Origin of the sequence: Stenotrophomonas sp. STK17_22 (genome assembly GCF_051983905.1) — a bacterium.
Taxonomy (GTDB): domain Bacteria; phylum Pseudomonadota; class Gammaproteobacteria; order Xanthomonadales; family Xanthomonadaceae; genus Stenotrophomonas; species Stenotrophomonas maltophilia_A.
On the sequence record NZ_CP197010.1, the window covers coordinates 872340 to 890703 of the forward strand.

At 63.2% G+C, this 18364-nt stretch carries 16 protein-coding genes; all 16 read left to right on the top strand.

The annotated features are described in order from the left end of the window. Positions 1-180 precede the first annotated feature (180 nt). The 16 genes from rpoB (at position 181) to rpmC (ending at position 18357) form a co-directional block, all read left to right on the top strand. Positions 181-4335, top strand: coding sequence for a DNA-directed RNA polymerase subunit beta (gene rpoB, locus ACSYS9_RS03935; RefSeq protein WP_049462864.1), 4155 nt, complete (start codon positions 181-183; stop codon positions 4333-4335). A gap of 89 nt (positions 4336-4424) precedes the next feature. After that, positions 4425-8648 carry a DNA-directed RNA polymerase subunit beta' gene (gene rpoC, locus ACSYS9_RS03940; protein ID WP_071228991.1) on the top strand — a complete coding sequence of 1408 codons (4224 nt, stop codon included), beginning with the start codon at positions 4425-4427 and terminating at the stop codon, positions 8646-8648. 283 nt (positions 8649-8931) lie between these two features. Continuing rightward, positions 8932-9306 carry a 30S ribosomal protein S12 gene (rpsL, locus tag ACSYS9_RS03945; RefSeq protein ID WP_004145320.1) on the top strand — a complete coding sequence of 125 codons (375 nt, stop codon included), beginning with the start codon at positions 8932-8934 and terminating at the stop codon, positions 9304-9306. A gap of 12 nt (positions 9307-9318) precedes the next feature. After that, positions 9319-9792 (top strand): 30S ribosomal protein S7, encoded by a 474-nt coding sequence (gene rpsG / locus ACSYS9_RS03950; protein ID WP_004145321.1) that lies wholly within the window; start codon positions 9319-9321, stop codon positions 9790-9792. Positions 9793-9933: 141 nt separating this feature from the next. Continuing rightward, positions 9934-12075: an elongation factor G gene (gene fusA / locus ACSYS9_RS03955; RefSeq protein WP_049422946.1), complete on the top strand. Its 2142-nt coding sequence runs from the start codon at positions 9934-9936 to the stop codon at positions 12073-12075. Between the two features lie 52 nt (positions 12076-12127). Then, positions 12128-13318 (top strand): elongation factor Tu, encoded by a 1191-nt coding sequence (gene tuf, locus ACSYS9_RS03960; protein ID WP_049416993.1) that lies wholly within the window; start codon positions 12128-12130, stop codon positions 13316-13318. A gap of 332 nt (positions 13319-13650) precedes the next feature. Beyond that, the gene (rpsJ, locus tag ACSYS9_RS03965; RefSeq protein ID WP_005408208.1) at positions 13651-13962 is read left to right on the top strand and encodes a 30S ribosomal protein S10; all 312 of its coding nucleotides are present in this window, start codon (positions 13651-13653) and stop codon (positions 13960-13962) included. Positions 13963-13973: 11 nt separating this feature from the next. Beyond that, positions 13974-14624, top strand: coding sequence for a 50S ribosomal protein L3 (gene rplC / locus ACSYS9_RS03970; RefSeq protein ID WP_004145336.1), 651 nt, complete (start codon positions 13974-13976; stop codon positions 14622-14624). A gap of 12 nt (positions 14625-14636) precedes the next feature. Then, positions 14637-15242, top strand: a complete 606-nt coding sequence (gene rplD / locus ACSYS9_RS03975; RefSeq protein WP_004145337.1) for a 50S ribosomal protein L4 — start codon at positions 14637-14639, stop codon at positions 15240-15242. Then, on the top strand, positions 15239-15538 hold the full coding sequence (gene rplW, locus ACSYS9_RS03980; protein ID WP_440568803.1) for a 50S ribosomal protein L23: 300 nt from the start codon (positions 15239-15241) through the stop codon (positions 15536-15538). Before rplD ends, rplW begins: the two co-directional genes overlap by 4 nt. A gap of 10 nt (positions 15539-15548) precedes the next feature. After that, the gene (gene rplB, locus ACSYS9_RS03985; protein WP_004145339.1) at positions 15549-16376 is read left to right on the top strand and encodes a 50S ribosomal protein L2; all 828 of its coding nucleotides are present in this window, start codon (positions 15549-15551) and stop codon (positions 16374-16376) included. Positions 16377-16382: 6 nt separating this feature from the next. Beyond that, positions 16383-16652: a 30S ribosomal protein S19 gene (gene rpsS, locus ACSYS9_RS03990; protein ID WP_004154485.1), complete on the top strand. Its 270-nt coding sequence runs from the start codon at positions 16383-16385 to the stop codon at positions 16650-16652. A gap of 12 nt (positions 16653-16664) precedes the next feature. Further along, positions 16665-17000 (top strand): 50S ribosomal protein L22, encoded by a 336-nt coding sequence (gene rplV, locus ACSYS9_RS03995; protein WP_004145348.1) that lies wholly within the window; start codon positions 16665-16667, stop codon positions 16998-17000. Positions 17001-17018: 18 nt separating this feature from the next. Beyond that, positions 17019-17753: a 30S ribosomal protein S3 gene (rpsC, locus tag ACSYS9_RS04000; RefSeq protein ID WP_004145350.1), complete on the top strand. Its 735-nt coding sequence runs from the start codon at positions 17019-17021 to the stop codon at positions 17751-17753. A 5-nt stretch (positions 17754-17758) separates the two neighbouring features. Next, positions 17759-18172 (top strand): 50S ribosomal protein L16, encoded by a 414-nt coding sequence (gene rplP, locus ACSYS9_RS04005; protein ID WP_004154486.1) that lies wholly within the window; start codon positions 17759-17761, stop codon positions 18170-18172. Beyond that, the gene (rpmC, locus tag ACSYS9_RS04010) at positions 18172-18357 is read left to right on the top strand and encodes a 50S ribosomal protein L29 (RefSeq protein ID WP_004154487.1); all 186 of its coding nucleotides are present in this window, start codon (positions 18172-18174) and stop codon (positions 18355-18357) included. The genes rplP and rpmC overlap by 1 nt, the downstream gene beginning before the upstream one ends. Positions 18358-18364: the final 7 nt, after the last annotated feature.

Genomic DNA, 18364 nt, shown 5'->3' on the forward strand with positions numbered 1-18364 from the left:
TCAGACCCCGGCAGGCCAGCGCAGAGCGCGGCAGCGGGGGAGTGGATGCAGACGAGTTGGCAGTTGGAAGTAGCGGGAGAAGGCGTGCTGGTGCCGGCAATACCAGCGACTTCCAACTGACAATTTCAAGTTCCCTTCGGATCGTGGGCGCACGATCCGCACAACAAGGTGGAAGACCTCATGACGTCCTATTCGTTCACCGAAAAAAAGCGTATCCGCAAGGATTTCGGCAAGCAGCGCTCGATTCTCGAAGTGCCGTTCCTGCTCGCCATCCAGGTGGATTCCTATCGTGAATTCCTGCAGGAAAACGTCGATCCGGCCAAGCGCACGGACCACGGCCTGCACGCTGCGCTGAAGTCGGTCTTCCCGATCGCCAGCTACAGCGGCAACGCTGCCCTGGAATACGTCGGCTACAAGCTGGGCGAACCGGTCTTCGACGAGCGTGAGTGCCGCCAGCGTGGCATGAGCTACGGCGCCCCGCTGCGCGTGACCGTGCGCCTGGTGATCTACGACCGTGAGTCGTCGACCAAGGCCATCAAGTACGTGAAGGAGCAGGAGGTCTATCTGGGCGAAATCCCGCTGATGACCGAGAACGGCACCTTCATCGTCAACGGCACCGAGCGCGTCATCGTCTCGCAGCTGCACCGTTCGCCGGGCGTGTTCTTCGACCACGACCGTGGCAAGACCCACAGCTCGGGCAAGCTGCTGTACAGCGCCCGCATCATTCCTTACCGCGGCTCCTGGCTGGACTTCGAGTTCGACCCGAAGGACGCGCTGTTCACCCGTATCGACCGCCGCCGCAAGCTGCCGGTGTCGATCCTGCTGCGCGCGCTCGGCTACAGCAACGAAGAGATGCTGGCCGAGTTCTTCGAGATCAACACCTTCCACATCAACCCGGATGAAGGCGTCCAGCTGGAGCTGGTGCCGGAGCGCCTGCGCGGCGAAACCCTGGGCTTCGACCTCGCCGACGGCGACAAGGTCATCGTGGAAGCCGGCAAGCGCATCACCGCGCGCCACATCAAGCAGCTGGAAGCCTCGGGCATCGCCGCTCTGGCCGTGCCGGACGACTACATCGTCGGCCGCATCCTGTCGCACGACGTGGTCGATGCTTCGACCGGCGAACTGCTGGCCCAGGCCAATGACGAGATCACCGACGAGCAGCTGCAGGCCTTCCGCAAGGCCGGTGTGGATGCCGTGGGCACCCTGTGGGTGAACGATCTGGATCGTGGCCCGTACCTGTCCAACACCCTGCGCATCGACCCGACCAAGACCCAGCTGGAAGCCCTGGTCGAGATCTACCGCATGATGCGTCCGGGCGAGCCGCCGACCAAGGACGCCGCGCAGAACCTGTTCCACAACCTGTTCTTCACCTTCGAGCGCTACGACCTGTCCGCGGTCGGCCGCATGAAGTTCAACCGTCGCGTGGGCCGCAAGGAAACCACCGGCGAAGCCGTGCTGTACGACCGCAAGTACTACGGTGAGCGCAACGACGAAGAGTCCAAGCGCCTGGTTGCCGCCCATGGCGACAGCTCCGACATCCTGGACGTGATCAAGGTCCTGACCGAGATCCGCAACGGTCGTGGCGTGGTCGATGACATCGATCACCTGGGCAACCGTCGCGTGCGTTCGGTCGGCGAAATGGCCGAGAACGTGTTCCGCGTGGGCCTGGTCCGCGTCGAGCGCGCGGTCAAAGAGCGCCTGTCGATGGCCGAGTCCGAAGGCCTGACCCCGCAGGAGCTGATCAACGCCAAGCCGGTTGCCGCTGCCATCAAGGAGTTCTTCGGCTCCTCGCAGCTGTCGCAGTTCATGGACCAGAACAACCCGCTGTCGGAAGTGACCCACAAGCGTCGCGTCTCGGCCCTCGGCCCGGGCGGTCTGACCCGTGAGCGCGCCGGCTTCGAAGTGCGCGACGTGCACCCGACCCATTACGGCCGCGTCTGCACCATCGAAACCCCGGAAGGCCCGAACATCGGCCTGATCAACTCGCTGGCCGTGTACGCCCGCACCAACCAGTACGGTTTCCTCGAGACTCCGTACCGCAAGGTCGTGGACGGCAAGGTCTATGACGAAGTCGAGTTCCTGTCGGCCATCGAAGAAAACGAGTACGTCATTGCGCAGGCCAACGCGCTGACCAATGCCGACAGCGTGCTGACCGAGCAGTTCGTTCCGTGCCGCTTCCAGGGTGAGTCGCTGCTGAAGCCGCCGGCGGAAGTCCACTTCATGGACGTCTCGCCGATGCAGACCGTGTCGATCGCGGCCGCGCTGGTTCCGTTCCTGGAGCACGATGACGCCAACCGCGCACTGATGGGCGCCAACATGCAGCGTCAGGCCGTGCCGACCCTGCGTGCGCAGAAGCCGCTGGTCGGTACCGGCATCGAGCGCGCCGTGGCGCGTGACTCCGGTGTGACCGTGAATGCCCGTCGTGGTGGCGAGATCGTGCAGATCGATGCCGCCCGTATCGTGGTCAAGGTCAACGAGGAAGAGATCGTTGGCGCCACCGACGCAGGCGTGGACATCTACAACCTGGTCAAGTACACCCGTTCGAACCAGAACACCTGCATCAACCAGCGTCCGCTGGTCCAGGTGGGTGACGTCATCGCCCGCGGCGACGTGCTGGCCGACGGTCCGTCCACCGACATCGGCGAACTGGCCCTGGGCCAGAACATGCTGATCGCGTTCATGCCGTGGAACGGCTACAACTTCGAAGACTCCATCCTGCTCTCCGAGCGTGTGGTGGAAGAGGATCGTTACACCACGATCCACATCGAAGAGCTGACCTGCGTCGCGCGTGACACCAAGCTGGGGCCGGAGGAAATCTCCGCCGACATCCCGAACGTCTCCGAGCAGGCGCTGAACCGCCTGGACGAGAGCGGCGTGGTGTACATCGGTGCGGAAGTCCGTGCCGGCGACATCCTGGTCGGCAAGGTCACGCCGAAGGGCGAAAGCCAGCTGACCCCGGAAGAAAAGCTGCTGCGCGCGATCTTCGGCGAGAAGGCTTCGGACGTGAAGGACAGCTCGCTGCGCGTTCCGCCGGGCATGGACGGTACCGTCATCGACGTGCAGGTCTTCACCCGCGACGGCATCGAGAAGGACAAGCGCGCCCGCCAGATCGAAGAGTCTGAAATCAAGCGCGTCAAGAAGGACTTCGACGACCAGTTCCGCATCCTGGAAGCCGCCATCTACATGCGTCTGCGTTCGCAGATCGTGGGCAAGGTGGTCAACGGTGGCGCTGGCCTGAAGAAGGGCGACGTGATCAGCGACGCCTTCCTGGACGGCCTGAAGAAGGCTGACTGGTTCGCCCTGCGCATGAAGGACGAGGACGCTTCGGAAGCCATCGAGCGCGCGCAGAAGCAGATCCAGGCGCACGAGAAGGAATTCGAGCGTCGCTTCGCCGACAAGCGCGGCAAGATCACCGCCGGTGACGACCTCGCCCCGGGCGTGCTGAAGATGGTCAAGGTGTTCCTGGCCGTGAAGCGCCGCATCCAGCCGGGCGACAAGATGGCAGGCCGCCACGGCAACAAGGGTGTGGTCTCCAACGTGGTGCCGGTCGAGGACATGCCGTACATGGCCTCGGGCGAAACCGTGGACATCGTGCTGAACCCGCTGGGCGTGCCGTCGCGTATGAACATCGGCCAGATCCTGGAAGTGCACCTGGGCTGGGCGGCCAAGGGCCTGGGCCGCAAGATCCAGGCGATGATGGAAGCCCAGGCGGCGGTTGCCGACCTGCGCAAGTTCCTGGACGACATCTACAACCACGACGACACCAACGTGGCCAACCGTGTCGACCTGTCGCAGTTCAGCGACGAGGAACTGCTGCGTCTGGCCCGTAACCTCACCGACGGCGTGCCGATGGCCACCCCGGTGTTCGACGGCGCCACCGAAGCGGAAATCAAGCGCATGCTGGAACTGGCCGACCTGCCGAGCAGTGGCCAGACCCAGCTGTACGACGGCCGCACCGGTGAAGCGTTCGATCGCCACACCACCGTGGGTTACATGCACTACCTGAAGCTGAACCACCTGGTCGACGACAAGATGCACGCCCGTTCGACCGGCCCGTACTCGCTCGTCACCCAGCAGCCGCTGGGCGGCAAGGCGCAGTTCGGCGGCCAGCGCTTCGGTGAAATGGAAGTCTGGGCGCTGGAAGCCTACGGCGCGGCCTACACCCTGCAGGAAATGCTGACGGTGAAGTCCGATGACGTGCAGGGCCGCAACCAGATGTACAAGAACATCGTCGACGGTGAGCACGAGATGGTCGCGGGCATGCCGGAATCCTTCAACGTGCTCGTGAAGGAAATCCGCTCGCTGGCCATCAACATGGAACTGGAAGACAACTGATCCATGCCGGCGCGGCGGTCAATGCCGCCGCGCCGCTGGCAGTGAACTGAAAGCCCATCGACACAGCATTCCTCCTTCTGGAGAACACCATGAAAGACCTGCTCAACCTCTTCAACCAGCAGCGCCAGACGCTGGACTTCGACGCGATCAAGATCGCGCTGGCTTCGCCGGACCTGATCCGTTCGTGGTCCTTCGGCGAAGTGAAGAAGCCGGAAACCATCAACTACCGTACCTTCAAGCCGGAACGCGACGGCCTGTTCTGCGCCGCCATCTTCGGCCCGGTGAAGGACTACGAGTGCCTGTGCGGCAAGTACAAGCGCATGAAGCACCGCGGCGTGGTCTGCGAAAAGTGCGGCACCGAAGTGACCCTGGCCAAGGTGCGTCGCGAGCGCATGGGCCACATCGACCTGGCTTCGCCGGTCGCGCACATCTGGTTCCTGAAGTCGCTGCCGTCGCGCATCGGCCTGATGCTGGACATGACCCTGCGCGACATCGAGCGCGTGCTGTACTTCGAAGCCTACGTGGTGACCGAGCCGGGCCTGACCGCCCTGGAGCGCCGCCAGCTGCTGACCGAAGAACAGTACCTGCAGGCCCGCCAGGAGCACGGTGACGACTTCGACGCCGCGATGGGCGCCGAGGCCGTGTACGAACTGCTGCGCACGATCGACCTGCAGTCGGAAATGACCCGCCTGCGCGAGGAAATCGCCGCTACCGGTTCGGAAACCAAGCTCAAGCGCCTCACCAAGCGCATCAAGCTGATCGAAGCCTTCCTGGAATCGGGCAACCGTCCGGAGTGGATGGTCATGACCGTGCTGCCGGTGCTGCCGCCGGACCTGCGTCCGCTGGTCCCGCTGGATGGCGGCCGCTTCGCGACCTCCGACCTGAACGACCTGTACCGCCGCGTCATCAACCGTAACAACCGCCTGCGCCGCCTGCTCGAACTGAGCGCGCCGGACATCATCGTGCGCAATGAAAAGCGCATGCTGCAGGAATCGGTCGATGCGCTGCTGGACAACGGCCGTCGTGGCCGTGCCATCACCGGCACCAACAAGCGCCCGCTGAAGTCGCTGGCCGACATGATCAAGGGCAAGCAGGGCCGCTTCCGCCAGAACCTGCTGGGCAAGCGCGTCGACTACTCCGGCCGCTCGGTCATCGTGGTCGGTCCGTACCTGCGCCTGCACCAGTGCGGCCTGCCGAAGAAGATGGCGCTTGAGCTGTTCAAGCCGTTCGTCTTCGCCAAGCTGCAGCGTCGTGGCCTGGCCACCACCATCAAGGCCGCCAAGAAGCTGGTCGAGCGCGAAGAAGCCGAAGTCTGGGACATCCTGGAAGAGGTCATCCGCGAGCATCCGGTGATGCTGAACCGTGCGCCGACCCTGCACCGTCTGGGTATCCAGGCGTTCGAGCCGGTGCTGATCGAAGGCAAGGCCATCCAGCTGCACCCGCTGGTCTGCACCGCGTTCAACGCCGACTTCGACGGTGACCAGATGGCCGTCCACGTGCCGCTCTCGCTGGAAGCCCAGCTGGAAGCGCGTGCGCTGATGATGTCGACCAACAACATCCTGTCGCCGGCCAACGGCGAGCCGATCATCGTGCCGTCGCAGGACGTCGTGCTGGGTCTGTACTACATGACCCGCTCGCTGGAGAACAAGAAGGGCGAGGGCATGGCCTTCGCCAACATCGCCGAAGTCAAGCGCGCCTACGACAACCGCGTGGTGGAACTGCACGCCAAGGTCAAGGTCCGCATCACCGAGGTGGTGACCGACGAAGATGGCAACAAGCAGAACAAGACCTCGATCGTGGACACCACGATCGGTCGCGCCCTGCTGGCTGAAATCCTGCCGGAAGGCCTGCCGTTCGCGCTGGCCAATGTCGAACTGACCAAGAAGAACATCAGCCGCCTGATCAACTCCAGCTACCGCCAGCTGGGCCTGAAGGACACGGTCGTGTTCGCCGACAAGCTGATGTACACCGGCTTCGCGTACGCGACCCGCGCCGGCGTCTCGATCGGCATCGACGACATGCTGATCCCGGACGAGAAGAAGGGCATCCTCACCGAGGCCGAAGCCGAAGTGCTGGAAATCCAGGAGCAGTACCAGTCGGGCCTGGTCACCGCCGGCGAGCGCTACAACAAGGTGGTCGACATCTGGTCGCGCACCAACGAGCGCATCGCCAAGGCGATGATGGACACCATCGGTACCGAGAAGGTGGTCAATGCCAAGGGTGAGACCATCGACCAGAAGTCGATGAACTCGCTGTACATCATGGCCGACTCCGGTGCGCGTGGTTCGCAGGCGCAGATCCGTCAGCTGGCCGGCATGCGTGGCCTGATGGCCCGCCCGGACGGCTCGATCATCGAGACGCCCATCAAGGCGAACTTCCGCGAAGGCCTGAACGTGCAGGAGTACTTCAACTCCACCCACGGTGCCCGTAAGGGTCTGGCCGATACCGCGCTGAAGACCGCGAACTCGGGTTACCTGACCCGTCGTCTGGTCGACGTGGCACAGGACGTGGTGATCACCGAGGTGGATTGCGGTACCACCGAAGGCCTGATCATGACCCCGATCGTGGAAGGCGGCGACGTGGTCGAGCCGCTGAAGGACCGCGTGCTGGGTCGCGTGGTTGCCGAGGACGTGTTCCTGCCGGGCAACGACGAAGATCCGATCGTCACCCGCAACACCCTGCTGGACGAAGCCTGGGTTGCCAAGCTGGAAGACGCCGGCGTGCAGACCATCAAGGTCCGCTCGACCATCTCCTGCGAATCGGCCTTCGGCGTCTGCTCGCGCTGCTACGGCCGCGACCTGGCCCGTGGCCACCTGGTCAACATCGGTGAAGCGGTCGGCGTCATCGCCGCCCAGTCCATCGGTGAGCCGGGTACCCAGCTGACCATGCGTACGTTCCACATCGGTGGTGCGGCGTCGCGAGCTGCTGCGGTCGACAACATCACCGTCAAGACCACCGGCTCGGTCAAGTTCAGCAACCTCAAGTCGGTCGAGCATGCCAACGGCTCGCTGGTGGCAGTGTCGCGCTCGGGCGAAATCTCGGTGCTCGATGCCCACGGCCGTGAGCGTGAACGTTACAAGCTGCCGTACGGTGCGACCATCACGTCCAAGGACGGTGATGCGATCAAGGCTGGCCAGACCGTGGCCAACTGGGATCCGCATAACCACCCGATCGTGTCGGAAGTGGCCGGTTTCATCCGCTTCATCGACTTCGTCGACGGCATCACCGTCATCGAGAAGACCGACGAGCTGACCGGCCTGGCGTCGCGCGAAATCACCGATCCGAAGCGTCGTGGTACCCAGGCCAAGGACCTGCGCCCGATCGTGCGCATCGTCGACGCCAAGGGCAACGACCTGTCGATTCCGGGCACCGACCTGCCGGCGCAGTACCTGCTGCCGCCGCGCTCGATCGTCAACCTGCAGGACGGCGCTGCCGTCGGCGTGGGTGACGTGGTCGCCAAGATCCCGCAGGAAGCGTCGAAGACCCGCGACATCACCGGTGGTCTGCCGCGCGTGGCCGATCTGTTCGAAGCGCGCAAGCCGAAGGATCCGGCGGTGCTGGCCGAGCGTTCGGGCATCATCAGCTTCGGCAAGGACACCAAGGGCAAGCAGCGCCTGATCATCAAGGACACCGATGGTTCGGAGCACGAAGAGCTGATCCCGAAGTACCGCCAGGTCATCGTGTTCGAAGGCGAGCATGTCACCAAGGGTGAAACCATCGTGGACGGCGAGCCGAGCCCGCAGGACATCCTGCGCCTGCTGGGTGTCGAACCGCTGGCCGCCTACCTGGTGAAGGAAATCCAGGACGTGTATCGCCTGCAGGGCGTGAAGATCAACGACAAGCACATCGAGGTGATCACCCGCCAGATGCTGCGCAAGGTCGAGATCACCGACCAGGGCAGCAGCAAGTTCCTGAACGGCGAACAGGTGGAGCGCCAGCGCGTTATCGAGGAGAATGCCCGCCTTGCAGCCCGCAATGAGCTGCCGGCGCACTTCGATCCGGTCCTGCTGGGTATCACCAAGGCGTCGCTGGCGACCGAATCGTTCATCTCGGCCGCTTCGTTCCAGGAAACCACCCGCGTGCTGACCGAAGCGGCCGTCCGCGGCACCTCGGACAACCTGCGTGGCCTGAAGGAAAACGTCATCGTGGGTCGCCTGATTCCGGCCGGTACCGGCCTGGCGTACCACAGCAACCGCCGTCGCGGCGCTTCCGGCCTCACCGAGTCGGAAATGCAGACCCTTGCCGGCACCCCGGCCGCGGTCGAGGCACCGGTGGTTGAAGCCGAAGCTGAACAGGCGTCGGGCGAAGAATGAGGTATCCGGTCCGGCTGCAAGGCCGGACCACCCCGTCGGTCCATCGATGGGAGTGGGAAAGGGCAGGGAGATCGTCCGCGATCGACCCTGTCAATCTGAACGGGGTACATGGAGGCCCCCCAGTAACGTCCCGGGATCAGGGACGGGCTTGACAGGAGGCGTTTGACTGCTTTCCTGGCAGGTTGCTACAATCGTCTGTCTCAGCAGGCCAGAATTTCGGCCTGCTTTAACATTTCCGCATCTCTGGTCGGATTTTCCGGCCACCAATCAGAAGAACCTACTGATGGCGACGATCAACCAGCTGGTCCGCAAGCCGCGGCAAGCGACCACCTACAAGAGTGCCTCGCCGGCGCTCGACAAGTGCCCGCAGCGCCGTGGCGTCTGCACCCGTGTCTACACCACCACTCCGAAGAAGCCGAACTCGGCTCTGCGCAAGGTTGCCAAGGTCCGCCTGACCAACCAGGAAGAAGTGATTTCCTACATCGGTGGTGAAGGCCACAACCTGCAGGAGCACTCCGTGGTCCTGATCCGCGGCGGTCGCGTCAAGGACCTGCCGGGTGTGCGTTACCACACCGTTCGTGGCTCGCTCGACGCCGCCGGCGTTGCCAAGCGTCGCCAGGCCCGTTCCAAGTACGGCGCCAAGCGTCCGAAGGCATAAGGAGAGAGCACTATGTCGCGTAAGGGTAATACTCCGCAGCGTTCCGTCCTGCCCGATCCGAAGCACGGAAGCGAAACCATCGCCCGCTTCATCAACATGGTCATGCAGAGCGGCAAGAAGTCCGTCGCCGAAAAGATCGTGTACGGCGCCATGGACGTGATCACCGAGAAGAACAGCAGCGCCAACGCCATTGAACTGGTGCAGAAGGCTCTGGACAACGTCGCTCCGGCGGTCGAAGTCAAGTCGCGCCGCGTCGGTGGTGCCACCTACCAGGTGCCGGTCGAAGTGCGTTCGTCGCGCAAGATGGCCCTGGCCATGCGCTGGCTGATCGACTCCGCGCGCAAGCGTGGCGAGAACACCATGCCGAAGAAGCTGGCTGCTGAACTGATCGACGCCTCGGAAAACCGTGGCGGCGCCATCAAGAAGCGCGAAGAAACCCACCGCATGGCCGAAGCCAACAAGGCATTCGCCCACTACCGCTGGTGAGTTTGACGGCCTTGTAAAACAGGCAGGGCAGCACCACTTCGGTGCGTGCTGCCTCGCGGTCCCAGAAGGGCTGCGCCAATCCGAAGGCCGCCGAAAGGCGGCGTTCGGCCATCCGAAATCCAAGAAATCTGAGAGGCTCCCGTGGCCCGTTCCACTCCCATCGAGCGTTACCGTAACTTCGGCATCATGGCTCACATCGATGCCGGCAAGACCACCACGTCCGAGCGCATCCTGTTCTACACCGGCAAGAGCCACAAGATCGGTGAAGTGCATGACGGCGCCGCCACCATGGACTGGATGGAGCAGGAGCAGGAGCGTGGCATCACGATCCAGTCCGCTGCCACCACCGCGTTCTGGAAGGGCATGGACAAGTCCCTGCCGGAGCACCGCTTCAACATCATCGACACCCCCGGGCACGTCGACTTCACCATCGAAGTGGAGCGCTCGCTGCGCGTGCTCGACGGTGCCGTCTTCGTCCTGTGCGCCGTCGGTGGCGTGCAGCCGCAGTCGGAAACCGTGTGGCGCCAGGCCAACAAGTACCACGTGCCGCGCATCGCGTTCGTCAACAAGATGGACCGTACCGGTGCCAACTTCCAGAAGGTCGTCGGCCAGCTGAAGGCCAAGCTGGGCGCGGTTGCCGTGCCGATGCAGCTGCCGATCGGCGCTGAAGACAACTTCAAGGGCGTCGTCGACCTGCTGAAGATGAAGGCCATCCACTGGGATGAAGCTTCGCAGGGCATGAAGTTCGAATACGGCGACATCCCGGCCGAACTGCAGGGCCCGGCTGAAGAGGCTCGCCAGTTCATGGTCGAGACCGCTGCCGAAGCCAGCGAAGAGCTGATGGAAAAGTACCTGGGCGGCGAAGAGCTGGCCGAGGCTGAAATCATCAATGCCCTGCGTACCCGCACCCTGGCCACCGAGATCGTGCCGATGTACTGCGGCTCGGCCTTCAAGAACAAGGGCGTGCAGGCCATGCTGGATGGCGTGATCCAGCTGCTGCCGTCGCCGGTCGACGTGCCGGACGTGAAGGGCGTGGACGTTGACGACGACACCGTCGAAATGACCCGCAAGTCGGACGACAAGGCTCCGTTCTCGTCGCTGGCCTTCAAGATCATCACCGACCCGTTCGTCGGCGCGCTGACCTTCTTCCGTGTCTACTCGGGCACCCTGAACGGTGGCGACACCGTGCTGAACTCGGTGAAGGGCAAGAAGGAGCGCATCGGCCGCATCCTGCAGATGCACTCGAACAACCGCGAGGAAATCAAGGAAGTTCTGGCCGGTGACATCGCCGCTGCCGTGGGCCTGAAGGACACCACCACCGGTGACACCCTGTGCGCCGTGGACGCCCCGATCATCCTGGAGCGCATGACGTTCCCGGAGCCGGTGATCTCGATGGCCGTCGAGCCGAAGACCAAGTCGGACCAGGAAAAGATGGGCCTGGCCCTGGGCCGTCTGGCACAGGAAGATCCGTCGTTCCGCGTCAAGACCGACGAAGAATCCGGCCAGACCATCATCTCGGGCATGGGCGAGCTGCACCTGGACATCATCGTTGACCGCCTGAAGCGCGAGTTCAACGTTGAAGCCAACGTCGGCGCGCCGCAGGTGGCCTACCGCGAAACCATCACCCTGGCTGACGTCAAGTCGGACTACAAGCACGCCAAGCAGTCCGGTGGTAAGGGTCAGTACGGTCACGTCGTGATCGAACTGTCGCCGATCACTGCTGCCGACCGTGCCGATCCGAAGATCGCTCCGATGATCAAGGACGACTTCCTGTTCATCAACGACATCACCGGCGGCGTGATCCCGAAGGAATTCATCCCGTCGGTCGAGAAGGGCCTGCGCGAAACCATCACCAGCGGCCCGCTGGCTGGCTTCCCGGTCGTGGACGTCAAGGTGAAGCTGGTGTTCGGTTCGTACCACGACGTCGACTCCTCGGAAATGGCGTTCAAGCTGGCTTCGTCGATGGCCTTCAAGCAGGGCTTCGCCAAGGCCAAGCCGGTGCTGCTGGAGCCGATCATGAAGGTCGAGATCGTGACCCCGGAGGATTACCAGGGTGACGTGATGGGCGACGTCAGCCGTCGTCGCGGCGTGCTGCAGGGTTCCGACACCACCGGTGACGGTTCGGCCAGCATCATCAACGCGATGATCCCGCTGGGTGAAATGTTCGGCTACGCCACTGCACTGCGTTCGCAGACCCAGGGCCGCGCCACCTTCACCATGGAATTCGATCACTACGAGCCGGCTCCGACCAACATCGCCGAAGCCGTCATGAAGAAGGGCTGAGCCTCGCTCAGCCTCTCTTGAAACCACTTACGAACAATCAAGGTATAGAACAATGGCAAAGGGTAAGTTCGAACGCACCAAGCCGCACGTCAACGTCGGCACCATCGGTCACGTCGACCACGGCAAGACCACGCTGACCGCCGCACTGACCAAGATCGGTGCCGAGCGCTTCGGTGGCGAGTTCAAGGACTACTCCTCGATCGACGCCGCGCCGGAAGAAAAGGCGCGTGGCATCACGATCTCGACCGCGCACGTCGAATACGAATCCCCGATCCGTCACTACGCCCACGTTGACTGCCCGGGCCACGCTGACTACGTCAAGAACATGATCACCGGTGCCGCCCAGATGGACGGCGCGATCCTGGTGTGCTCGGCCGCTGACGGCCCGATGCCGCAGACCCGTGAGCACATCCTGCTGTCGCGCCAGGTCGGCGTGCCGTACATCGTCGTGTTCCTGAACAAGGCCGACATGGTGGACGACGCCGAGCTGCTCGAGCTGGTCGAGATGGAAGTGCGCGAGCTGCTGAGCAAGTACGAGTTCCCGGGCGACGACACCCCGATCATCGCCGGTTCGGCCCGTCTGGCGCTGGAAGGCGACCAGAGCGACATCGGCGTGCCGGCCATCCTGAAGCTGGTCGACGCGCTGGACAGCTGGATTCCGGAGCCGGAGCGTGCGATCGACAAGCCGTTCCTGATGCCGGTGGAAGACGTGTTCTCGATCTCGGGCCGCGGCACCGTGGTGACCGGTCGTATCGAGCGCGGCGTGATCAAGGTTGGCGACGAAATCGAAATCGTCGGCATCCGTCCGGTGCAGAAGACCACCGTGACCGGCGTTGAAATGTTCCGCAAGCTGCTGGACCAGGGTCAGGCAGGCGACAACGCTGGCCTGCTGCTGCGCGGCACCAAGCGTGACGACGTCGAGCGTGGCCAGGTGCTGGCCAAGCCGGGCACGATCAAGCCGCACACCAAGTTCGAAGGCGAAGTGTACGTCCTGTCGAAGGACGAGGGCGGCCGCCACACCCCGTTCTTCAACGGCTACCGTCCGCAGTTCTACTTCCGCACCACCGACATCACCGGCGCCGCCAAGCTGCCGGAGGGCGTCGAAATGGTGATGCCGGGTGACAACGTCAAGATGGAAGTCACCCTGATCAACCCGGTGGCCATGGACGAAGGTCTGCGCTTCGCCATCCGCGAAGGCGGCCGTACCGTCGGCGCCGGCGTGGTCTCGAAGATCATCGAGTAATCTGGTAGTATCAGCGCCCCGATGTTGCCTGGGTAGGGCATCGGGGCGTATCAAATGGGAAAGCAGGCATAGGATGTGCCTTGTGTTCCCCGGACCAGGAAGGGTCAATGCCATTCAGGCGGCGTCAACAGGCGACTGTTGACAGCTGCCTTGCGTGCCATTATGCTTCTACGTCTGGGCAGGCCGGGTAACTGGTCTGCCTACGTTTTTGAGGTCTATGGAGTGACCTTGGCGGCCTGCAGGACTGCGGGCCGTCCGTATTCAGGAATTTCATGGGACAAAGCAACCCAGAGGCTTTGTCTGTCGCTCTTTTAACGAAGGAACCTACCGCCATGGCGGACCAAAAGATCCGGATCCGGCTGAAAGCGTTCGATCATCGTCTGATCGACCGTTCGGCCAGCGAGATCGTTGAAACGGCAAAGCGGACCGGCGCGCAAGTGCGTGGCCCGATCCCGCTGCCGACCAAGATCGAGCGTTACACCGTTCTCGTTTCCCCGCACGTCGACAAGGACGCGCGTGACCAGTACGAGACCCGCACGCACAAGCGCGTGCTCGATATCGTTGACCCGAATGACAAGACCGTGGACGCGCTGATGAAGCTCGAACTGGCTGCCGGCGTCGACGTTCAGATCAAGCTGACCTGAGGACTACGACCATGACGAAGAAGTATTCGTTGGGCTTCGTGGGCCGCAAGGCTGGCATGAGCCGCGTGTTCACTGAAGATGGCCGCTCCATCCCGGTGACCCTGATCGAAGCAACCCCGAACCGCATCGCGCAGATCAAGACCGTCGAAACCGACGGCTACAGCGCCGTGCAGGTGACCGTCGGCGCGCGTCGCGCTGCCCTGGTCAACAAGCCGGAAGCCGGCCACTTCGCCAAGGCGAAGGTGGAAGCGGGTCGTGGCCTGTGGGAATTCCGCGTTGAAGACGCGCAGCTCGGCGATTTCGCCGTTGGCGGCGAAGTCAAGGCGGACATCTTCGAAGTCGGCCAGATCGTCGACGTCCAGGGTGTCACCAAGGGTAAGGGCTTCCAGGGCACCATCAAGCGCCACAACTTCCGTATGGGCGATGCAACCCACGGTAACTCGCTGTCGCATCGCGCGCCGGGTTCGCTGGGTCAGCGCCAGACCCCGGGTCGCGTTTTCCCGGGCAAGAAGATGTCGGGCCACATGGGCGCGGTGCAGCAGAGCACCCAGAACCTGGAAGTGGTCAAGGTCGACGTCGAGCGCGGTCTGATCGCCGTTCGCGGCGCCGTTCCGGGCGCGGCGGGTGGCGACGTGATCGTCCGTCCGGCGAGCAAGGCATAAGGAGAGATGACGATGGAACTCGTTATCACGGGTAGCAACAACAAGGTCTCGGTCTCCGACGCCGTGTTCGGTCGCGATTTCAGCGAAGATCTGGTCCACCAGGTCGTCGTTGCCTACCGCAACGCCGGTCGCGCCGGCACCAAGGCACAGAAGACTCGCTCCGAAGTGGCTGGTACCACCAAGAAGTCGAAGAAGCAGAAGGGCGGCGGCGCGCGTCATGGCGCACTGACGGCTCCGATCTTCGTCGGCGGCGGTGTCACCTTCGCGGCCAAGCCGCGCAGCTTCGAGCAGAAGGTCAATCGCAAGCAGTACCGTGCCGCCATGTGCGCGATCCTGTCCGAGCTGAACCGTCAGGGCCGTCTGACCATCGTGGAGTCCTTCGACGTCGAAGTGACCAACACGAAGGGTCTGATCGCCAAGCTGGCCGGCCTGGAAGTGGGCAAGCGCCCGCTGATCGTCACCGAAGAAGCGTCCGAGCACCTGTACCTGTCCGCCCGCAATCTGCCGTACGTGCAGGTGCGTGACGTCCAGGGTCTGGATCCGGTCTCGCTGGTGGGTGCCGACACGGTCGTCATCACCGCTGACGCGGTCAAGAAGGTCGAGGAGTGGCTGGCATGAACAGCAACGAAAAAAACTTCAGCGTGCTGCGTGCCCCGCGTGTCTCCGAAAAGACCGCGCGCCTGCAGGAACTCTCCAACCAGTATGTCTTCGAAGTTTCGAACGAAGCCACCAAGGCCGATGTAAAGGCCGCGGTTGAGCAGCTGTTCGACGTCAAGGTCGAAGCCGTCAACGTGGTCAACGTCAAGGGCAAGAACAAGTCCTTCCGTAACCGTGCTGGCCGCCGCGGCGATTGGCGCAAGGCGTACGTTCGCCTGGCCGATGGCCAGTCGATCGATGTAACGGCCAAGGCCTGAGGTACATCCCATGCCATTGATGAAATTCAAGCCCACTTCCCCCGGCCGCCGTTCGGCCGTGCGCGTGGTCACTCCCGACCTGCACAAGGGTGCTCCGCACGCTGCGCTGGTCGAGTCGCAGAGCCGCTCGGGTGGTCGTAACCACCATGGCCGCATCACCGTGCGTCACGTCGGTGGTGGTGCCAAGCAGCACTACCGCATCATCGACTTCAAGCGCAACAAGCTGGGCATCCCGGCGCGCGTGGAACGCATCGAATACGATCCGAACCGCACCGCGCACATCGCCCTGCTGTGCTACGTCGACGGTGAGCGTCGCTACATCATCGCCCCGAAGGGCCTGAAGGCTGGTGATCAGGTGATCGCTGGTTCGGATGCCCCGATCAAGGCTGGCAACACCCTGCCGCTGCGCAACATCCCGGTCGGCACCACCATCCACTGCATCGAACTGAAGCCGGGCAAGGGCGCTCAGATCGCTCGCGCCGCTGGTGCGGCCGTGCAGCTGGTGGCTCGCGAAGGCATCTACGCCACCCTGCGCCTGCGCTCGGGTGAAATGCGTAAGGTTCCGGTCGAGTGCTGCGCCACCATCGGCGAAGTCGGCAACGACGAGCACAGCCTGGAAAAGCTGGGCAAGGCCGGTGCCAAGCGTTGGCGCGGCGTCCGCCCGACCGTTCGTGGTGCTGCCATGAACCCGGTTGACCACCCGCACGGTGGTGGTGAGGCGAAGGCCGGCCAGGGTAACCCGCATCCGGTCACCCCGTGGGGTGTCCCGACCAAGGGTTACAAGACGCGCCATAACAAGCGCACTCAGCAGTTCATCGTCCGCGATCGTAGGGGCTAATCGACCATGGCACGTTCACTCAAGAAGGGCCCGTTCGTCGATCACCACCTCGTCAAGAAGGTGGAGGCCGCTGCGGGCAGCAAGAAGCCGATCAAGACCTGGTCGCGCCGTTCGATGATCCTGCCTGACATGGTAGGCGTCACCATTGCCGTGCATAACGGCAAGAACCACATCCCGGTTCTCGTCAACGAGAACATGGTCGGCCACAAGCTCGGCGAATTTGCCATCACCCGGACCTTCAAGGGTCACGGTGGTGACAAGAAGTCGGGCAAGTAAGGAGAGATGACAATGGAAGCGAAAGCCATCCTGCGCACTGCGCGCATCTCCCCGCAGAAGGCTCGTCTGGTCGCTGACCAGGTGCGCGGTCTGCCGGCCGAACGTGCGGTCAACCTGCTGAAGTTCTCGGACAAGAAGGCTGCCCACCTGATCAAGAAGGTGGTGGAGTCGGCAATTGCCAACGCCGAGAACAACCAGGGCGCCGACGTCGACGAGCTGAAGGTTCAGACCATCATGGTTGATGAAGGTCCGACCCTGAAGCGTTTCATGGCGCGGGCGAAAGGCCGCGGTACCCGCATCCTCAAGCGCACCAGCCACATCACTGTGGTTGTGGGCGCCGCCAAGTAAGCGGATAAGGAAAAGACCATGGGTCATAAAGTTCATCCGATTGGTATCCGCCTCGGCATTTCCAAGGACTGGAACTCCAAGTGGTACGCCAACAAGGCCGAGTTCGCTGGTTACCTGGCAGCCGACCTGAAAGTGCGCGAAATGCTGCGCAAGAAGCTGGCTCAGGCCGGCATCAGCAAGATCCTGATCGAGCGTCCGGCCAAGACCGCTCGCGTGACGATCCACACCGCCCGTCCGGGCGTGGTGATCGGCAAGCGCGGTGAGGACATCGAGAAGCTGCGCAAGGAAGTGAGCGAGATGATGGGCGTCCCGGCGCACATCAACGTCACCGAAGTGCGCAAGCCGGAACTGGACGCGCAGCTCGTTGCCGAGTCGATCGCCCAGCAGCTGGAGCGTCGCATCATGTTCCGCCGTGCAATGAAGCGCTCGGTCGGCAACGCGATGCGCCTGGGTGCCCTGGGCATCAAGGTCAACGTCGGTGGCCGCCTCAACGGTGCAGAAATCGCCCGTTCGGAGTGGTACCGCGAAGGCCGCGTGCCGCTGCACACCCTGCGTGCCGACATCGACTATGGCTTCGCTGAAGCCAAGACGACCTACGGCATCATCGGCATCAAGGTCTGGATCTACAAGGGCGAGGTCTTCGATTTCTCCCAGGTTGGCCAGGAAAAGCAGGACGACACCCCGTCGCGCAACGATCGTCACGATCGCGGCGACCGTGGTGACCGTCAGCGCCCGGCCCGTGAAGCGAGGTAACGACAATGTTGCAACCCAAGCGAACCAAGTACCGCAAGGTACACAAGGGCCGTAACGATGGCCTGAGCTGGAGCGCCAACGCTGTCAGCTTCGGCGAATACGGCCTGAAGGCAACCGCACACGGTCAGCTGACCGCGCGTCAGATCGAAGCGGCCCGCCGCTCGATCAGCCGCTACGTCAAGCGCGGCGGCAAGATGTGGATCCGCGTGTTCCCCGACAAGCCCATCACCAAGAAGCCCATCGAAGTCCGAATGGGTTCTGGTAAGGGCAACGTGGAATACTGGGTGGCCCAGATCCAGCCCGGCCGCATGATCTATGAAATCGAGGGTGTTTCCGAGGAAGTGGCTCGCGAGGCGTTCCGCCTGGCCGCCGCCAAGCTCTCGGTCACCACCACTTTCGTGACCCGTACGGTGCGCTGATGGATATCAAAACTCTCCGTGAAAAGTCGGCTGACGAACTCAAGGCCCACCTGATCGACCTGCGTAAGGAACAGTTCTCTGTCCGTATGCAGCAGGTCACCGGCCAGCTGCCGAAGACCCACGACATTCGCCGGGTCCGCCGCGAGATTGCTCGCGTCAAGACCCTGCTCGGCAGCACGAAGTAAGGATGGC

Coding starts and splice junctions, on each gene's coding strand:
- rpsL (WP_004145320.1), top strand. CDS start 8,932: ATGGCGACGATCAACCAGCTGGTCCGCAAGCCGCGGCAAGCGACCACC.
- rpoB (WP_049462864.1), top strand. CDS start 181: ATGACGTCCTATTCGTTCACCGAAAAAAAGCGTATCCGCAAGGATTTC.
- tuf (WP_049416993.1), top strand. CDS start 12,128: ATGGCAAAGGGTAAGTTCGAACGCACCAAGCCGCACGTCAACGTCGGC.
- rpsJ (WP_005408208.1), top strand. CDS start 13,651: ATGGCGGACCAAAAGATCCGGATCCGGCTGAAAGCGTTCGATCATCGT.
- rpsS (WP_004154485.1), top strand. CDS start 16,383: ATGGCACGTTCACTCAAGAAGGGCCCGTTCGTCGATCACCACCTCGTC.
- rplP (WP_004154486.1), top strand. CDS start 17,759: ATGTTGCAACCCAAGCGAACCAAGTACCGCAAGGTACACAAGGGCCGT.
- rplC (WP_004145336.1), top strand. CDS start 13,974: ATGACGAAGAAGTATTCGTTGGGCTTCGTGGGCCGCAAGGCTGGCATG.
- rpsG (WP_004145321.1), top strand. CDS start 9,319: ATGTCGCGTAAGGGTAATACTCCGCAGCGTTCCGTCCTGCCCGATCCG.
- rplV (WP_004145348.1), top strand. CDS start 16,665: ATGGAAGCGAAAGCCATCCTGCGCACTGCGCGCATCTCCCCGCAGAAG.
- rpmC (WP_004154487.1), top strand. CDS start 18,172: ATGGATATCAAAACTCTCCGTGAAAAGTCGGCTGACGAACTCAAGGCC.
- rpsC (WP_004145350.1), top strand. CDS start 17,019: ATGGGTCATAAAGTTCATCCGATTGGTATCCGCCTCGGCATTTCCAAG.
- rplW (WP_440568803.1), top strand. CDS start 15,239: ATGAACAGCAACGAAAAAAACTTCAGCGTGCTGCGTGCCCCGCGTGTC.
- rpoC (WP_071228991.1), top strand. CDS start 4,425: ATGAAAGACCTGCTCAACCTCTTCAACCAGCAGCGCCAGACGCTGGAC.
- rplD (WP_004145337.1), top strand. CDS start 14,637: ATGGAACTCGTTATCACGGGTAGCAACAACAAGGTCTCGGTCTCCGAC.
- rplB (WP_004145339.1), top strand. CDS start 15,549: ATGCCATTGATGAAATTCAAGCCCACTTCCCCCGGCCGCCGTTCGGCC.